General features: G+C 65.6%; 18 protein-coding genes. 12 read left to right on the top strand and 6 right to left on the bottom strand.

Going from position 1 to position 16,827, the window contains the following annotated elements:
* Positions 1–71 precede the first annotated feature (71 nt).
* The 12 genes from rimM (at position 72) to AC5RV1_RS19030 (ending at position 9,909) form a co-directional block, all read left to right on the top strand.
* Entirely contained in the window at positions 72–617 is a 546-nt protein-coding gene (rimM, locus tag AC5RV1_RS19085; protein ID WP_493995634.1) for a ribosome maturation factor RimM, read from the top strand.
* The gene (gene trmD, locus AC5RV1_RS19080) at positions 618–1,430 is read left to right on the top strand and encodes a tRNA (guanosine(37)-N1)-methyltransferase TrmD (RefSeq protein WP_493995633.1); all 813 of its coding nucleotides are present in this window, start codon (positions 618–620) and stop codon (positions 1,428–1,430) included.
* 259 nt (positions 1,431–1,689) lie between these two features.
* The gene (rplS, locus tag AC5RV1_RS19075; RefSeq protein ID WP_163162685.1) at positions 1,690–2,049 is read left to right on the top strand and encodes a 50S ribosomal protein L19; all 360 of its coding nucleotides are present in this window, start codon (positions 1,690–1,692) and stop codon (positions 2,047–2,049) included.
* A gap of 84 nt (positions 2,050–2,133) precedes the next feature.
* Positions 2,134–2,811: a signal peptidase I gene (lepB, locus tag AC5RV1_RS19070; RefSeq protein WP_493995632.1), complete on the top strand. Its 678-nt coding sequence runs from the start codon at positions 2,134–2,136 to the stop codon at positions 2,809–2,811.
* Positions 2,812–3,621: a signal peptidase I gene (gene lepB, locus AC5RV1_RS19065; RefSeq protein ID WP_493995631.1), complete on the top strand. Its 810-nt coding sequence runs from the start codon at positions 2,812–2,814 to the stop codon at positions 3,619–3,621. It begins immediately after the preceding gene.
* A gap of 2 nt (positions 3,622–3,623) precedes the next feature.
* Positions 3,624–4,502 carry a ribonuclease HII gene (gene rnhB, locus AC5RV1_RS19060; RefSeq protein ID WP_493995630.1) on the top strand — a complete coding sequence of 293 codons (879 nt, stop codon included), beginning with the start codon at positions 3,624–3,626 and terminating at the stop codon, positions 4,500–4,502.
* Positions 4,503–4,554: 52 nt separating this feature from the next.
* Positions 4,555–4,881: a DUF2469 domain-containing protein gene (locus tag AC5RV1_RS19055; RefSeq protein ID WP_256248678.1), complete on the top strand. Its 327-nt coding sequence runs from the start codon at positions 4,555–4,557 to the stop codon at positions 4,879–4,881.
* Positions 4,882–5,024: 143 nt separating this feature from the next.
* On the top strand, positions 5,025–5,381 hold the full coding sequence (locus AC5RV1_RS19050; protein WP_493995629.1) for a YraN family protein: 357 nt from the start codon (positions 5,025–5,027) through the stop codon (positions 5,379–5,381).
* Complete coding sequence (locus AC5RV1_RS19045) at positions 5,382–6,926, top strand: YifB family Mg chelatase-like AAA ATPase (protein WP_493946416.1); 1,545 nt, start codon at positions 5,382–5,384, stop codon at positions 6,924–6,926. It abuts the gene before it with no gap.
* The gene (gene dprA / locus AC5RV1_RS19040; RefSeq protein ID WP_493995628.1) at positions 6,923–8,122 is read left to right on the top strand and encodes a DNA-processing protein DprA; all 1,200 of its coding nucleotides are present in this window, start codon (positions 6,923–6,925) and stop codon (positions 8,120–8,122) included. The genes AC5RV1_RS19045 and dprA overlap by 4 nt, the downstream gene beginning before the upstream one ends.
* Before the next feature lie 95 nt (positions 8,123–8,217).
* Entirely contained in the window at positions 8,218–9,144 is a 927-nt protein-coding gene (locus AC5RV1_RS19035; protein ID WP_493995627.1) for a tyrosine recombinase XerC, read from the top strand.
* 261 nt (positions 9,145–9,405) lie between these two features.
* Positions 9,406–9,909: a DUF3145 domain-containing protein gene (locus AC5RV1_RS19030; RefSeq protein WP_493995626.1), complete on the top strand. Its 504-nt coding sequence runs from the start codon at positions 9,406–9,408 to the stop codon at positions 9,907–9,909.
* A 136-nt stretch (positions 9,910–10,045) separates the two neighbouring features.
* Here AC5RV1_RS19030 and AC5RV1_RS19025 read toward each other — a convergent pair whose 3' ends face one another.
* From AC5RV1_RS19025 to AC5RV1_RS19000, 6 genes are all read right to left on the bottom strand, one after another.
* Positions 10,046–11,281: a beta-ketoacyl-[acyl-carrier-protein] synthase family protein gene (locus tag AC5RV1_RS19025; RefSeq protein ID WP_493946413.1), complete on the bottom strand. Its 1,236-nt coding sequence runs from the start codon at positions 11,279–11,281 to the stop codon at positions 10,046–10,048.
* A 167-nt stretch (positions 11,282–11,448) separates the two neighbouring features.
* Entirely contained in the window at positions 11,449–11,694 is a 246-nt protein-coding gene (locus AC5RV1_RS19020) for an acyl carrier protein (protein ID WP_009359314.1), read from the bottom strand.
* A 79-nt stretch (positions 11,695–11,773) separates the two neighbouring features.
* Positions 11,774–12,835, bottom strand: a complete 1,062-nt coding sequence (locus tag AC5RV1_RS19015) for a beta-ketoacyl-ACP synthase III (protein ID WP_493995625.1) — start codon at positions 12,833–12,835, stop codon at positions 11,774–11,776.
* Positions 12,832–13,761 carry an ACP S-malonyltransferase gene (locus AC5RV1_RS19010; RefSeq protein WP_493946411.1) on the bottom strand — a complete coding sequence of 310 codons (930 nt, stop codon included), beginning with the start codon at positions 13,759–13,761 and terminating at the stop codon, positions 12,832–12,834. The genes AC5RV1_RS19015 and AC5RV1_RS19010 overlap by 4 nt, the downstream gene beginning before the upstream one ends.
* Positions 13,762–13,849: 88 nt before the next feature.
* Positions 13,850–14,662 (bottom strand): PucR family transcriptional regulator, encoded by an 813-nt coding sequence (locus tag AC5RV1_RS19005; RefSeq protein ID WP_493947165.1) that lies wholly within the window; start codon positions 14,660–14,662, stop codon positions 13,850–13,852.
* Positions 14,663–15,268: 606 nt separating this feature from the next.
* Positions 15,269–16,827 (bottom strand): transketolase-like TK C-terminal-containing protein (locus AC5RV1_RS19000; RefSeq protein ID WP_493995624.1); only part of this gene is annotated, 1,559 nt, incomplete at its 5' end.

The raw sequence follows: 16,827 nt of genomic DNA, 5'->3' as shown, positions 1-16,827 counted from the left end.
TCCACCAACGGTGGAGGGGCCGGAGTGCTTTCAGCAGAACACCGCCAACCACATCCAAGACAGAGGAACACATGCAGCTCCAGGTGGCACGAATCGGCAAACCCCACGGTATCCGCGGGGAAGTTACCGTCCAGGTCCTGACCGACGCCCCTGAGGACCGGTTTGTGCCGGGCACCGAATTTGTGGTTGAGCCGGCATCTGCTGGCCCGCTGACTGTCAACAGCGCCCGCTGGAACAAGGACATCCTCCTGCTGGGCTTTGACGGGATCGAGACCCGCAATGAAGCGGAAACCCTCCGCGGTGCCAAGCTCTTCATTGAAACCGAAGAGCTGGACGAGGACGACGACGAAGGCTGGTACGAACACGAGCTGGTTGGCCTGGAAGCCCGGGTCGGTTCCCGCGTGGTCGGGAAGGTTGCCGCGCTCAACACGATGCCCGTGCAGGACCTGCTGCTGGTCAAGACCCCTGACGGGCAAGAGATCCTCGTTCCCTTTGTCGAGCAGATCGTGCCCGAGGTCAACGTTGAGGAAGGCTTCATCCTCCTCACCCCGCCGGAAGGCCTGTTCGAGCTCAACTCGGACCAGGACGCCGCCCCGGAAACTGAAGGCAAAGCCTAAATGCGGATCGACGTCGTCAGCATCTTCCCGGAGTACCTGGCGCCGCTGGAACTGTCGCTGATCGGCAAGGCCCGCCAGGACGGGATCCTGGACCTGCGCGTCCACGACCTCCGCACCTTCACCACCGACAAGCACCGCACAGTGGATGACACGCCTTACGGCGGCGGCGCCGGAATGGTGATGAAGGCTGAACCGTGGGCGCAGGCGCTCTCATCCATCGCAGCGGACCGTCCGGAAGATGCGGGCAAGCCGGTCCTGATCGTTCCATCGCCGGCGGGGGAGCGCTTCACCCAGGCCCTCGCCTACGAGTTGGCGGAACAGGAGCACCTCGCGTTCGCCTGTGGTCGTTACGAGGGCATCGATGAGCGGGTCATCGAGTGGGCCCGCGAGCACTTCATCGTCCGCCCCGTGAGCCTGGGCGACTACGTCCTGAACGGCGGGGAAGTCGCCGTCCTGGCCATGGTCGAGGCCATCGGCCGCCTCCTGCCTGGCGTCGTGGGGAACCCCGAGTCGCTGGTGGAGGAGTCCCATTCCGACGGGCTGCTGGAGTACCCCGTCTACACCAAGCCTTCCATCTGGCGGGAGCGTGAAGTGCCGGCGGTGCTGCTCAGCGGCAACCACGGCAAAATTGCGCAGTGGCGGCGCAGCGAACAGTTCCGCCGGACGGCGGAGCGCCGCCCGGACCTGCTCGAAACGTTCGACGCCGGGAAGCTGCCCCGTGCCGAACGCACCGCCCTGCAGGACCTGGGCTACGATGTCGTCGACGGCCGCCTGCTGCGCCGCCCGGACGCGCCGGGGGAACAGCCGCACTGACCCGCCGTTTCCGCCGTGGTAATCGTGGGTAATTGGCTGTACGTGCCCGACTGTGGCAAAATTAGTCCTTGTGTCTGCTGGGTCCGCACCTGCCACAGGGGGAGCGCAACCAACAGCCAAGACAACCGGCCTCTTCAATCAGTGAAAGAGGACGGACACTTACCTTTCGGCAGAAATTTCCGGTAGCGCTGCAAGTGCCCGGGCTTGGCTGCCGTGACCCAAAGTGAATGACCTGTGGCGTTCACCAGGAGTGCAAATCATGCATATTCTCGATTCCGTAGATGCAGCTTCGCTGCGCACCGATGTTCCCGAGTTCCGCGCGGGTGACACCCTCAAGGTTCACGTGAACATCATCGAAGGCAAGAACACCCGTGTCCAGGTTTTCCAGGGTTTCGTCCTGGGCCGCCAGGGCGACGGCATCCGCGAGACCTTCACGGTCCGCAAGGTTTCCTTCGGCGTCGGCGTGGAGCGTACCTTCCCGGTGCACTCCCCGATCATCGAAAAGATCGAGCTCGTCACCAAGGGTGACGTGCGCCGCGCCAAGCTTTACTACATGCGTGCACTGCGCGGTAAGGCTGCCAAGATCAAGGAAAAGCGCGACTTCAGCACCGCCAAGTAAGTCCTTTACAGACCTACGAAGGCAGGGCCACAGCCGTATCCGGCCAGCGCCGGAGCCATGCACCAGCGCCCAGGATACGGACTTATGGACCAGACAAAACGCCAGCCCGGAAAAGCGGGCTGGCGTTTTGTGTTCCTTGCCCTCGTCCTCGCCATTGCAGTCAGCGGGTTGGTCCGGTCACTGTGGCTCGATGTCTACTTCATTCCGTCCGAGTCCATGGAGCCGGTCCTTGAGGGCGGGGACCGCATCCTGGTGTCCCGGACAGATTTCCGGGCCGAATCCATCCGGCGGGGCGACATCGTGGTCTTCGACGGCCGGGGAACCTTCGCGCCGCTGAACAGCGGCAAGGGCCCCGTGGCGGACGCAGCGTCCGCCCTAACCCAATGGCTTGGCCTCACCGGCAGTGACACCACGTATGTAAAACGGGTCATCGGCTTACCGGGGGACACTGTGGTCTGCTGCGGTGCCGACGGCAGGATCACCGTTAACGGGCAGCCGCTGGACGAGCCATACATATTTCCCGGTGATGCCCCCAGCACGCAGAAGTTCAGTGCAGAGGTCCCGGAGGGGCGGTTATGGCTGCTGGGTGACCACCGGTCGTTGTCAGCCGATTCCCGGAGCCTGCTGGGTGCGCCCGGCGGGGGAATGGTGCCGGTGGACCGTGTTATCGGCAGGCCGGTCCACATCATCTGGCCGCTTGATAGATTTGCAGAAGTACCTCGGCCGCCAGCGGCAGGACCCTCAACAGAGAACGGACAGTAAATGCCCGAGAACCACGCGCGGACACCCGAACCGCGTCCCGACGGCGCTTCGGATTCCCGGGCCGACGCCGCGGGTCGGGCGGTGCCTGCTCCCGCGCCCGCGGGCAGCCGTGCCGCTGCAAAGGCCAGCGAGAGCTCCGGCGGGAGCCAGGTGCTTTCCTGGCTGAAGGAGATCGCTACGGTGGTGGTGATCGCGGTGGTGCTTTCCTTCCTCATCAAGACCTTCCTGTTCCGCGCGTTCTTCATTCCCTCCGAGTCCATGGTCAGCACCCTGGACATCGATGACCGGATCTTTGTTAATCTCCTGGTGCCTGAACCCTTCTCGCTGAGCCGCGGCGATGTGGTGGTCTTCCGCGACACCAAGGGTTGGCTGCCGCCTGCCGAGGAAAAACCCGAAGGACCATTCAGTTGGGTCCAGGACGGCTTGACATTTGTTGGCCTGCTGCCGGACAACTCCGAGCAGCACCTGGTCAAGAGGGTCATCGGGCTGCCGGGGGACCACGTGGTCTGCTGTGACGACGCCGGTAAACTGACCATTAACGGGAAGGCCATCAACGAAAGCTACGTCAACCCGGCTGAGACCCCGCAGATACGCAACTTCGATGTGACTGTCCCCGAAGGCAAGGTGTGGGTGATGGGCGATAACCGGAACCATTCCGCTGACTCCAGGGCGCACATGGATTCCGACGGCGGTTTCATCGACATCGCCGACCTCGAAGGCAAAGCCGCGGTCATCGCTTGGCCGCTGAGCCGCATCACGACCCTGGGCAACTACCCGGACGTGTTCCGGAGCGTACCGACGGCTCCCTGACCATGTCATCCGCAGTTCATGCCAGCCCGGCAAGTGCCGGCACTGGGAAGTCCAGCCCGGCAAAGGCCGGCACCGGAAAAGCCGGCCCGGCGAAGGCGGGAGCCTCAAATGGACGCGCCGGTTCCACGAAGGTGCCCGCCCGCCCGGCGAAGGCGCCCACCTTGAGGCACGAACGGACCTTCAAGGCCCAGGGCGCGCGCCTGGTGGCGGGCGTCGACGAGGTGGGACGCGGGGCACTTGCCGGTCCTGTAAGCGTCGGCATCGCAGTTGTGGACCTGGAGCGCCAGAAGCCCCTTGCCGGCGTGAAGGACAGTAAGCTGCTGAGCCCTGCGGAACGGGAACGGCTTGATCCACTGGTCCGTAGGTGGAGTGTTGCGTCCGCGGTGGGCCACGCGTCTGCGCAGGAGATTGATTCGCTCGGCATCATCGCTGCACTGCGCCTTGCCGGAACCCGGGCCTGGCAGGAGATTCTCGCCGCGGGAGTCACTCCCGACCTCGTGCTCCTTGACGGCAGCCACAACTGGCTTTCGCCCGCAGGCCAGCTGTCGCTTTTCGACGAGCCCGTGCTCGAAGCGGGTTGCGACGCCCCGGTGCACACCAAGATCAAGGCAGACATGCAGTGCCTGAGCGTTGCCGCCGCCAGCGTCATCGCCAAGGTGGAGCGGGACCGGATGATGCGGCAGCTGCATGGTGAGTACCCGGACTTCGGATGGGACGTCAACAAGGGCTACGCCACCGTGCTGCACCGGGATGTCCTCCGCGCGGCAGGGCCTACGCCCTACCACCGTGTCAGCTGGCGTCTCCTCGGCGGGGAACTGCTGGAGGGCGGGCTGTCCGACGGGGACGAAACCGTCGAGGACGAAGCCGGCATCGAAGACTGACTGCGGCCGGGCGCGGGCGCCAGCGGCGCCGGACATGGTGCAAGATGGACTCATGAGTGCTGAGGATCTTGAAAACTATGAGACCGACATGGAGCTGCAGCTCTATCGTGAATACCGCGACGTCGTCGGACTGTTCAGCTACGTTGTCGAGACCGAACGGCGCTTCTACCTGGCCAACCACGTAGACTTGCAGGCCCGCAGCGCGGACGGCGAGGTCTACTTCGACCTGACGCTGCAGGACGCCTGGGTCTGGGATGTGTACCGTTCCGCGCGGTTCGTAAAGAGCGTGCGTGTCCTGACGTTCAAGGACGTCAATGTGGAAGAACTGCCGCGCAACGAGGAACTGGCCATGCCCAAGGACGTTGACCTGGGCCAGTAGCTCCCGGCAGGACGCCGGATACCCCCGCGGTGGACTCTTCCTCCACAACCGACTTCTCCTTCACAGGGGCCATTGGTTCACATACGCGATGAGCCCCCTTACCTCCGCAATCACGCTGCCACAGGCTGGTTGCGGAGGTAGAAATGAAATCAAAAGACCTGTTGGGCCGGCACGGTGAGGACGTCGCCGTCGGCTTTCTTGAGTCCTTGGGCATGCTCGTTGTCGAGCGCAACTGGCGCTGCACCGAAGGCGAAATCGACATTGTGGCCCTCGACGGCGACGTCTTGGTTATTGCCGAAGTAAAGACCCGCCGTTCCCTGGATTACGGCCACCCCTTCGAAGCGGTGGGCCCGGAGAAACTCGCCCGCCTGCACCGGCTCGGCTCCGCATGGTGCCGCGACCGCGAGTTGCGGATGCCGCTGCGGCGGGTGGACGTGATCGCCGTCGTGGACGACGGCGGCGGCGAACCCCTGGTGGAGCACCTCAAGGGGGTGGGATGAGTGGCCCTCGGAAGAACCTACTCCATCGCTTTGGTGGGCCTGAACGGCTACATCGTGGAGGTTGAGGCTGACATCGGCCAGACCCTGCCCGCCTTTGTGCTCCTCGGACTGCCGGACGCCTCCTTGAATGAAGCCAAGGAACGCATCCGGTCTGCCGCGAAGAATTCCGGAATCCCACTCAGCCGCCGGAAGATCACGGCAAACCTCATTCCTGCCTCACTCCCCAAGCGCGGTTCAGGCTTCGACCTGGCAGTCACCATGGCCGTCCTCCGCGCCGCAAACGACATCAAACCCACCGGCAATACGGTCTTCATCGCCGAACTGGGGCTGGATGGCAGGCTGCGCCCGGTCCGGGGCATTCTTCCGGCCGTTATGGCGTCTGTACAAGCCGGATTTCCGGACATTGTCGTGGCGCAGGCGAATCTGGCGGAAGCTGCGCTGGTGCCCGGCGCGAACGTCAGGGGATACCGCACCCTTGCGCGGCTCGCTTTGGACTCGGGTGCGGACCCGCAGGAACTGGCGCTGGACTTCGAACCGGAGGACCCTGAACACCCCTGCGATGGCCCGGAGGACGCAGGGGTTTACCCGGACATGGCGGATGTCTCCGGTCAGGGCGATGCCCGGCGGGCACTCGAAGTGGCCGCCGCCGGAGCGCACCACCTGCTCCTCACCGGTCCGCCGGGCGCAGGCAAAACAATGCTCGCCGAGCGCCTTCCCGGGCTGTTGCCAGACCTCGCGGACCACGAGGCAATGGAAGTCACCGCCATCCACTCGCTCTGCGGGCTGCCTTCGTCTTCGGTCCAACTGCTGCGGCGGCCGCCCTTTGAAAGTCCGCATCATTCCGCGACGGCGGCAGCCATCATCGGCGGCGGCTCGGGCCTTCCCCGGCCCGGCGCCGCCTCCCGTGCCCACCGGGGCGTGCTGTTCCTTGACGAGGCGCCGGAGTACGAGCGCCGGGTGCTTGATGCCCTGCGCCAGCCGTTGGAGAGCGGTGAGCTGGTGATCCACCGCTCCGCCGGGACCGCAGCCTATCCTGCCCGGTTCCAGCTCGTCCTTGCGGCCAACCCGTGCCCCTGCGGCAAGGCGTCCGGCAAAGGGCTGGACTGTACTTGCACGCCCGTGATGCGCAGACGCTATCTGGCGCGAATGTCCGGCCCGCTCCTGGACCGCGTGGATATCCAGTTGCAGGTGGAAAGGGTTTCCCTGGCGGAGTTCGGTCAGGGGGGTGCGGAGGAGGATACCGCTTCCGTCGCCGCCCGGGTCCGGAATGCACGCGGGCGGCAGCTTGAACGGTTGGCGCCCTTCGGCCTGGAAACGAACTCGCAGGTACCGGGCCGCGTCCTGCGTGGCGAGCTTCGGCTGCCTCCTGTCGCCACCCGTATCCTCGACCATTCCCTGGAGCGGGGTGTCCTCACGGCCCGTGGCTACGACCGCGTCCTGCGTCTGGCGTGGACATTGGCAGACCTTGGGCACCGGGAAAGACCCCACGTGGACGATATTGGGCAGGCATTGGGCCTGCGGCAGGCAGCGGCGGTCGCGCCATGAATGCGAACGCAGTGGACCAAGAAAGGCTCTCCCGCGCCGCCCTTGCCCGGCTCATGGAGCCCCAGGATGCTGCAGGCCTGGCCCTCGTGCAGGTGTGTGGCGCAGTGGACGCCTTTCGGATAGCCACCGGCGAGGCCGGTGCCGGGCCTGCGCTGGAGCAGGAGATCACCGCACTGCTCGCGGACAATGGTTCCGCTACCGGCTGGGCCGGGATGACGGCATCCCTAAAACGGTGGCAGCCCCGTATTCCAGACCTCGCTCCGGAACGGGACCTGGCCACGATGGCGAGGCTCGGAGGCAGGCTGATTATCCCCTCGGATGAGCTGTGGCCTGTGCAACTGGCCGACCTTGGTATCCAGGAACCGATCTGCCTGTGGTGGCGGGGACAGGAACAACCGCTTCCCGGCGCAAACAAATGCATCGCCCTGGTCGGGTCCCGGGACAGCACAAGCTATGGTGCCTCGGTGACTGGAGACATTGCATATTCGTTGGCGCAGCGCGGCCTGACCGTCGTCTCGGGCGGTGCTTACGGCATCGACGCCCACGCCCACCGCGCCGCGCTGGCAGGTGGTACCAGCGCCGTACCCACCATTGCTGTGATGGCCGGTGGCGTAGACCGGTTCTACCCATCGGGCAATGAGGATCTCCTCCGCGCTGTCTGCAACCAGGGCGCGGTGATCGCGGAGGTTCCACCCGGGTCGGCGCCTACCCGTTACCGCTTCCTTCAACGGAACCGCCTTATCGCGGCCCTGTCCGCTGTGACGGTGGTGGTGGAGGCCAGGTGGCGGTCCGGGGCGCTGAACACTGCCCATCACGCCGAAACGCTCGGCCGTGCTGTCGGGGCTGTTCCCGGTTCGGTGCATAGTGCCAATTCGGCGGGATGCCACCGGTTGCTCCGGGATGGCGGTGCTGTCTGTGTTACCGACGCCGCGGAGATTATAGAGCTCGCAGCGCCCAGCGGAGCCGGGCTGCCGCAGCCCCGCCAGGCTGGAGCCGAAGTCCAGGACGGGCTGACCCTCGAAGACCTGATCCTCCTGGATGCACTGCCCCTGCGCTCCACCACCTCGGTCGAGAAACTGTGCTCGGTCGCGGGCCTGAGCCAGGAATCCGTGCGTGCGGGACTGGGCCGGCTCGGCTTGCTTGGGCTGGCGGTATCCGAAAGAGGCGGCTGGAAACGGGGCAAGGCAACGGCCTGATAGGGGGAGCTTAGCCGGAAGCAGGACTCGCACTGGCGGGTGTGCCGTGCCGTGTCAGTCCGTTGAACAGCGGCGTCACCTGAGACAGTAGGAGGGTGGAAAACAAGGATTTGCCGCGGGAGCTGGACCAGGCATTAGCTGCCTTCTCGGGCTACCTGGCGGGGGAGAGGGCCGTATCGGCGCACACTTTGCGTGCATACTCTGGGGATTTGCGCAGCTTCCTGGCCCACGCCGCTTCCGAAGGTGCCGGCCGGCTGGAGGACCTTGAGCTGGGAACCCTCCGGCGCTGGCTGGGAACGCAAAGCCAGGCCGGTGTGGCCCGCTCCACCCTTGCCCGACGGGCCGCCACAGTCCGTGCCTTCACTGCATGGGCCCTGAGGGAAGAGCGCACCACCTCGGACCCGGCGTTGCGGCTCAAGGCTCCCAAAAAGGAACGCCACCTGCCGGGGGTCCTGCAGGCACAACAACTGACGCGGCTGCTGACCGGCCTCGAAGAAGCCGCCGCCGGCGGCGAGCCGCTGCCTGTCCGGAACCGGGCCGTCGTCGAACTGCTCTATGCCACCGGAATCCGGGTGGGTGAGTTGGCGGGGCTTGACATCGACGACCTGGACCCCGACCGACGCACGCTGCGCGTCATCGGAAAAGGCAACAAGGAACGCACGGTCCCCTACGGCGTTCCCGCGGCCCTGGCATTGGACGACTGGCTGCGGCGCGGCCGGCCGCTGCTCGCCAGGGAGAACAGCGGTCCCGCCCTTTTCCTGGGCTCCCGGGGCGGCCGCGTGGACCAGCGGCAGGTCCGGGAGGTGGTCAACGGACTCCTCGAGGCCCTGGGGGACACCTCGGCGTCGGGCCCGCACGCCCTTCGCCACTCGGCAGCGACACATCTGTTGGACGGCGGCGCCGATCTCCGTGCCGTGCAGGAAATCCTTGGCCACAGCAGCCTCGCAACCACCCAGATCTACACCCATGTCTCGGTGGACCGGCTGCGGAAAAGTTATCAGCAGGCACATCCCAGGGCCTAACGAAGAGTAGCCGCAGGGCGGGAACCGCAATCGCTAATCGCACTGGCGTAATTACGCGGCGTACGGCACAATAAGAGTCACGTCCGGCAACTTTCAAGTCCCGCTTGAAGCTCCTTGCTTCCTGTGGACCAGCAAGTCCGGACGCTGCTAAATCTGAACAACTGCATATGTGGCAAGGAGTTGCACCGCAGAACAGAGCACAGCAGTTCCATCCAGGCAGAGGTCGTTGGGGAAGACGTACCTAGAGCTATGGAGGATGGAATGTCTGTTGCATTGACCCGCGGTGTGCTGTTTGTTCACTCAGCCCCAACTGCTTTGTGCCCTCACGTTGAGTGGGCCATAGGGTCCGTCGTGGACAAGCGGACGGATCTTGAGTGGACCCCTCAGCCTGCTGCGCCCGGAATGTTCCGGGCGGAGCTTTCGTGGACGGGTGCGCCTGGAACGGGGGCCCAGTTGGCATCCGCACTGCGCGGTTGGGCCCACCTCCGCTATGAGGTCACCGAGGAACCCAGCCAGGGTGTTGACGGCGGACGCTGGTCGCACACGCCCGAACTGGGCATCTTCCACGCCGTCACCGATGTCCACGGCAACATCATGGTCTCTGAAGACAGAATCCGTTACGCGTACGAGTCGGGCGCAGGCGACCCCGCCGCCGTCTACCACGAGTTGTCCCTGGCGCTCGGCGAGGCCTGGGACGAGGAGCTCGAACCTTTCCGGCACGCTGCCGAGGGCGCTCCCGTCCGCTGGCTGCACCAGGTGGGCTGACCGCTTAGCTCACAGCCGCCGTCGTCAGTCCTACAGGGGAGGGGCGACACAGGAACCATTCTCCATAGCAAAAGAGGAGGCCCCGCCAGCCGGCGGGGCCTCCTCTTGCATGCGGGTGGCAAAACCCGGGCAATAACTAAACGCTGCGCACAGCCACCACGGCGTTGTGTCCGCCGAAGCCGAAGGAGTTGCTCAGGGCCACGATGTTGCCGGCCGGCAGGTCCCGGGCGGAGGTGACCACGTCGAGCGGGATCTCCGGATCCTGGTTCTCGAGGTTGATGGTGACCGGCGCCTTCCGGTCATATACGGCCAGCACCGTGAGCACAGCCTCGACGGCACCGGAGGCGCCCAGGAGGTGACCCATCTGGGACTTCGTTGCGGAAACCGCGACGTTGTCGATGTGGTTGCCGAGTGCAGCGCGGAGCGCGGTGTACTCAGGCTTGTCTCCGACGGGGGTGGACGTGGCGTGGGCGTTGACGTGGACTACGTCCTCGGCCTGGATGCGGCCGTCGAACATGGCCGCCTTAAGTGCACGGGTAGCGCCCAGGCCTTCCGGGTCCGGGGCAGTGATGTGGTAAGCGTCCGCCGTCACGGAGGTGCCGGCCAGTTCACCGTAGATCCTTGCACCGCGGGCCAGGGCGTGTTCCTCGGCTTCGAGGACCAGCGCACCGGCGCCTTCACCCATCACAAAGCCGTCGCGGCCGAGGTCGTACGGGCGGGAGGCACCCTGCGGGTCGTCATTGCGGCGGGACAGGGCCTGCATGGAGGCGAACGCCGCCAAGGGCATGGGATGGATGGCTGCTTCGGCGCCACCGCACATCACAACGTCTGCCTTGCCCGAGCGGATCAGGTCCAGGCCCAGGTGCAGGGCTTCGGTGCCGGAGGCGCAGGCGGAAACCGGGGTGTGGGCGCCGGCGCGGGCGCCGAGGTCCAGGCTCACGGCGGCGGCAACGCCATTGGGCATCAGCATGGGAACGGTCATGGGGAGGACACGGCGCGGGCCCTTTTCCTTCAGCGTGTCCCACGCATCCAGCAGGGTCCAGACTCCGCCGATGCCGGTGGCGAAGGCAACAGCCAGCCGGTCCTTGTCGAACTCGGTGATGCCGGAGTCGGCCCAGGCCTCACGGGCGGCGATGACGCCGAACTGTGTGGAGGGGTCCATCCGCTTGGCTTCGACGCGGCTGAGCGCGTCAGTGGCGGGGGTGCTGCACCGGGCGGCGAAGTGGACGGGAAGCTCGTACTTGGCAACCCAGTCGTCCTCCAAAGTGCGGGCACCGGAGACCCCCTTCAGCGCGTTGTTCCACATCGTGGGTACATCGCCGCCAATGGGCGTGGTGGCACCCAGACCGGTAATGACTACTTTGCGTGTCATGGGATCACTCTCTGTCGGTGGGAATCCGGCTCCGGCTTTCCGGAGGGTCCCGCGTATTGATGGTCGGCGTCTTTCATCGGGGGAAAGGTGCCGGAAAATGCGGCGGGCTGCCGGTCCGGTCGTCCCGGACCGGCAGCCCGCCATGCCGATAAACGGCGAAGCGTTGACTAGGCCTGTGCTCCGGCAATGAAGCTGACGGCGTCACCGACGGTCTTGAGGTTCTTGACCTCTTCGTCCGGGATGCGCACGCCGAACTTTTCTTCGGCGTTGACCACGATGGTCATCATGGAGATGGAGTCGATGTCCAAGTCCTCGGTGAAGGACTTGTCCAGCTCGACAGCCTCGGGGGCCAGTCCGGTTTCTTCGTTGACGATTTCAGCCAGTCCGGCCAGGATCTCTTCGTTGCTAGCCATTGATGGCTCCTTTTCTTGAATTGCCGGCAGGACTGCCGGGAATGGTTCAGGACGCGGTTGCGGCCTGTTGGGGGCGTTTCTAGGGAAGGACAACTACCTGGGCGCCGAAGACCAGCCCGGCGCCGAAGCCGATCTGGAGGGCGAGCCCGCCGCTGAGCTCCGGCTTTTCCGACAACAGGCGGTGGGTGGCCAACGGGATGGACGCTGCAGAGGTGTTCCCTGCATCGGCGATGTCCCGTGCCACTGTAACCGTCTCGGGCAGCTTGAGCTTCTTGACCATCTCGTCGATGATGCGCATGTTGGCCTGGTGGGGGATAAAGGCCACGAGGTCTTCGGCCTGTACCCCGGCGGCTTCGAGGGCCTGCTGGGCCACCTTCGCCATTTCCCATACGGCCCAGCGGAATACTGTCTGGCCGTCCTGCCGCAGGGTGGGATAGAGCTCCTGGGCTTCTTCGAGCAAGGCAAGGTCGCCGGTGGAGTCTGACTGCCGGGCAGCCATGCCGAGGTCGCGGACGTCGAGCATGGAGCGGGTCATCCCGATGGCATCCCACTTGCTGCCGTCGGATCCCCAGACTGAGGGTGCGATTCCGGGAGTATCGGACGGGCCGATGACGACGGCGCCGGCCCCGTCCCCGAGCAGGAAGGAGATGGTGCGTTCCCGGTTGTCGATGACGTCGGAGAGCTTCTCCGCGCCAACCACCAGGACGTACTTTGCGGTGCCTGAACGGACGAGGGCGTCGCCCTGGGCGATCCCGTAGCAGTAGCCGGCACAGGCTGCGGAGATGTCAAAGGCAGGTGCGGGCGTGGCGCCGATGCGGTCAGCCAGGCTGGCGGCGGCTGACGGCGTCGCGTAGGGGTGCGTGACCGTGGAGACAATGACAGCGCCGAGGTCCGATGCTTCAATCTCGGCCTTTTCCATGGCTTCGCGGGCAGCGCCCTCGGCCATGTCGATCACGCTGACGTCAGCTGCGGCGCGGTGGCGGGTCACGATTCCGGTCCGCTGGCGGATCCATTCATCCGAGGAGTCGATCCACTGGCAGACGTCCTCGTTGGTGACGATGATGTCGGGCCGGTAGGCGCCGATCCCGAGGATCCGCGTGTGTTCCTGGAGGGGTGCCTGTTTCAGCGTGGGAACGCTCATGCGTTGCCCTCCAGTTCTGCGAACAACGCCAGGGCGGCGGAAAGATCATCGGGGGTCTTGACCGCAACGGTCTTTACGCCGGGCATGCCGCGCTTGGCGAGGCCGGCAAGGGTCCCGGCAGGGGCAAGTTCGATGACTCCGGTGACACCGCGCTGGACCATGTTTTCCATGCACAGGTCCCAGCGGACCGGGCGGGAAACCTGGGCGATCAGGCTGTCGACGGCGGCAGGGCCGTCGGTGACTTCCCCGCCGTCGTAATTGGACAGCAGGGGCACCTTCGGTGCCTGCGGCTTCAGCTCCGGCTCCAGCGTCTTGAGGGCGCTGACCGCAGGTGACATGTGGCTGGTGTGGAACGCGCCGGCCACCTTCAGCGGGATGACACGCGCTTTCGCGGGCGGGTTGTCGGCGAGGGCCTTCAGCTGTTCGAAGGTTCCTGCAGCCACGGTCTGGCCCGCGCCGTTGACGTTTGCAGGGGTGGCGCCGGCTGCTTCGATGGCGGCCAGCACCTCGGCCGGGTCGCCGCCCACGACGGCACTCATGCCGGTAGGCGTGACGGACGCGGCCGCGGCCATGCTGTTGGCACGCTCCCGAACGAAGGTCATGGCTTCCTGCTCCGTCAGGACGCCGGCAAGGGCGGAAGCGGTGATTTCCCCCACGGAATGGCCCGCGAGAACTACCGGCAGGGAGCTGAGCTCGACGTCGAAGAGGGAAGCCGCGGCTACCAGCCCGGCTGCAACAATCAAGGGCTGCGCCACGGCAGTGTCCTTGATGGTTTCTTCGTCGGAGGTGGTCCCATGGGCGATCAGGTCGATGCCTGCGATGTCGCTCAGGGAGGCCAGTTGGCCTGCCACCGGGGGCAGTTCAAGCCAGGGGGCCAGAAAACCCGGGGTTTGTGAGCCCTGTCCAGGGCAGACTATTGCAAGCACGTAACCAGCTTTCCAAATTACTGTGTGATCCAGCGGTGTTTGTCCGCACCAAGCTCACGGGGTCAGGTTGTAGGAAGTCTACAACGCCTCAGGGCTGGTTCCGCGCCGGGTGACGCTCGACGGCGGCTTTGGGCGGGGCGGAGAGACGGCCCACCACAAGCGCGGCCTGGAGGACAAAAGCCTCCCTGGGGAGGAGCGGATCCCAGCCCGTGACGTCGCAGACCCGCTTCAGCCGGTACCTGACGGTGTTGGCGTGGACAAAGAGTTCGCGGGCCGTTGCCTCAAGGGAGTGGCCGAGTTCCAGGTACGTCCCAAGGGTTTCCACCAGCCCGTTGGACGCCGCCACTAGCGGGCGGTAGATGTTCTTGATCAGCGAGCGGCGGGCGGCGTCATCGCCTGAGATCACGCGCTCAGGCAGGAGGTCGTCGGCTGCAACAGGCCGGGGGGCGGACGGCCAGGCCCTGGCCGCCGTCAGGCCGGCGAAGGCAGATTGCGCTGAACTGCTGGCCTCGAGCAGCGAGCCTGCTTCGGCCCCGTACACCACGGGGCCCGGAGCGAACATGTCGCTGAGCTTCACGTAGGCGGTTTCCCGGTCCGACACGCCGCCCAGGATCAGGATCAGGCGATCGCCCTGGATGCCCACCAGGGCGTCCTCGGCGTAGCGGCCTGCCATCCGCCGCAGTTCGCTGACGTAGCTGGCGCTGGGTTCGGAGGGGGAGTTGCCCACCATCACGGTAAACCGTTCCTGCGCCTTCCAGCCCAGGGCTGCGATCCTGGAGCGCAAAGCGTCAGTGTTTTCGCCGCGAAGGATGGCATCGACGATGAGCGCCTCCAGGCGGGTGTCCCAGGAGCCGCGGGATTCGGCGGCCCGCGCATAAACGTCGGCTGCGGCGAACGCCACCTCGCGGGAGTAGCGGAGGACCGCCTCGCGAAGGGACGGCTGGTCAGCCTCCGGGGCGATGACCGGTACCTGGTCTTCCACCACCTCCACCACGATCCGGATCAGCTGCAGCGCTTTTTGCAGGCTGATGGACCGGGTGAGTTCCGTCGGGGCTGTCCCGAATACGTCGGTAAGGATCCAGGACGGAGAACTTGGGCGTTCATACCAGGTCACAAACGCTGCGATGCCGTTCTGGGCCACCATGCCGAGGGCAGAGCGTTCATCCGAGCTGAGCCGGCTGTACCAGGGCAGGGATTTCTCCAGCTCCCGCATGGTAGTGGTGGACAGCTGGCCCACGTTTGCCCGCAGCTTTTTGAGGGTTTCGGACTTCTCCGGCGTGACCCTCGGCGTGGACGGTTTGCGCTTCGCGGACGGGGCGGCTGGTGCTGGCATTCTTCGAGCATACGGCCACTGCCCGGCAAGCTCCATTTGTGCAAAGGCTACAATCCCGTCAGTCGTGCGTCACACAGGGCTCCCGCCGCACAACGGACGACGGCGGCCCCCGCCTTTCGGTGGGAGCCGCCGTCGTCAGCACTTCGCGGGATCGCCGCAGGTTACCTGCGTGTCCTAGGACTCGCCTCCGGCGTTGCCGGTGGAGCCTGCGTTGACGTTGTGCAGCCGGTACTTGTCGATTGCTTTGGCCGGTGCCTGCTGGTCAACCTCGCCGCGGCGGGCCAGCATCTCCAGTGACCGGACCACGATGGAGTGGATGTCGATCTTGAAGAAGCGGCGGGCTGCGGCGCGGGTGTCGGAGAAGCCGAAGCCGTCGGCGCCGAGGGTGGCGAATTCGTTGGGTACGAACTGGCGGATCTGGTCCGGGACTGCCTTCATATAGTCCGACACTGCCACGACGGGGCCGGTGGCTCCTTCGAGCTGCCGGGTGACGAAGGGGACGCGGGCGGGTTCGCCGGGGTTGAGGAAGGCTTCCTCTTCGGCGGCGAGGCCGTCGCGGCGCAGTTCGTTCCAGGACGTGACGGACCAGACGTCTGCGGAAACGCCCCAGTCATCGGCAAGGAGCTGCTGGGCCTCAAGTGCCCACGGCACCGACACGCCGGAGGCGAGGATTTGGGTCCGGGGACCGTCGATCTTTGCCGGGGCGAGCAGGTAGATGCCCTTGATGACACCCTCGACGTCCAGTTCCTCCGGCTCGGCCGGCTGGATGATCGGCTCGTTGTACACGGTGAGGTAGTACATGAGGTTCCGGTCTGTTTTGTCTCCTTCGGAGTGCTCCCCGTACATGCGCTCGAGGCCGTCGCGGATGATGTGGCCCATTTCGTAGCCGTAGGCGGGGTCGTAGGTGACCACTGCGGGGTTGGTGGAGGCGAGCAGGGGGGAGTGGCCGTCGGCGTGCTGGAGGCCTTCGCCGGTGAGGGTGGTCCGTCCTGCGGTGGCGCCGATGATGAAGCCGCGGGTCATTTGGTCTGCTGCTGCCCAGAAGGCGTCGCCGGTGCGCTGGAAGCCGAACATGGAGTAGAACACGTAGACCGGGACCAGGGGTACGCCGTGGGTGGCGTAGGCGGTTCCGGCGGCGGTGAACGCTGCCACGGCGCCGGCTTCATTGATCCCGGGGTGGATCAGCTGGCCCTGCGCGGACTCCTTGTAGGCCAGGACCAGGTCCCGGTCCACGGACAGGTAGTTCTGGCCCTTGGGGTTGTAGATCTTCGCGGTGGGGAAGAACGCATCCATACCGAACGTGCGCGCCTCATCTGGGATGATCGGGGCGATGTGCTTGCCGAACTCCTTGTCCCGCATCAGGTCCTTGAGCAAACGCACGAAGGCCATGGTGGTGGCGGCCTGCTGCTTGCCCGAACCGCGCTTGGCCACCTCGTAGGACTTCGCGTCCGGCAAGGTGATCTCGGCGTGCTTGGACCGGCGTTCCGGGACCGAACCGCCCAGGGCAGCGCGGCGCTCCATCATGTACTGGATTTCCGGGGCGTCCGTGCCGGGGTGGTAGTACGGCGGCTGGTACGGGTCTTTTTCGAGCTGTTCGTCCGTGATGGGGATCCGCAGGTGGTCGCGGAACTTCTTCAGGTCGTCCAGGGTGAGTTTCTTCATTTGGTGGGTCGCGTTGCGGCCCTCGAAGTGGGGTCCGAGTCCGTAGCCCTTGACGGTTTTGGCGAGGATGA

It is taken from the genome of Arthrobacter sp. Hb9-2 (genome assembly GCF_059091165.1).
This window is presented reverse-complemented; position numbering and strand designations above follow the sequence as displayed.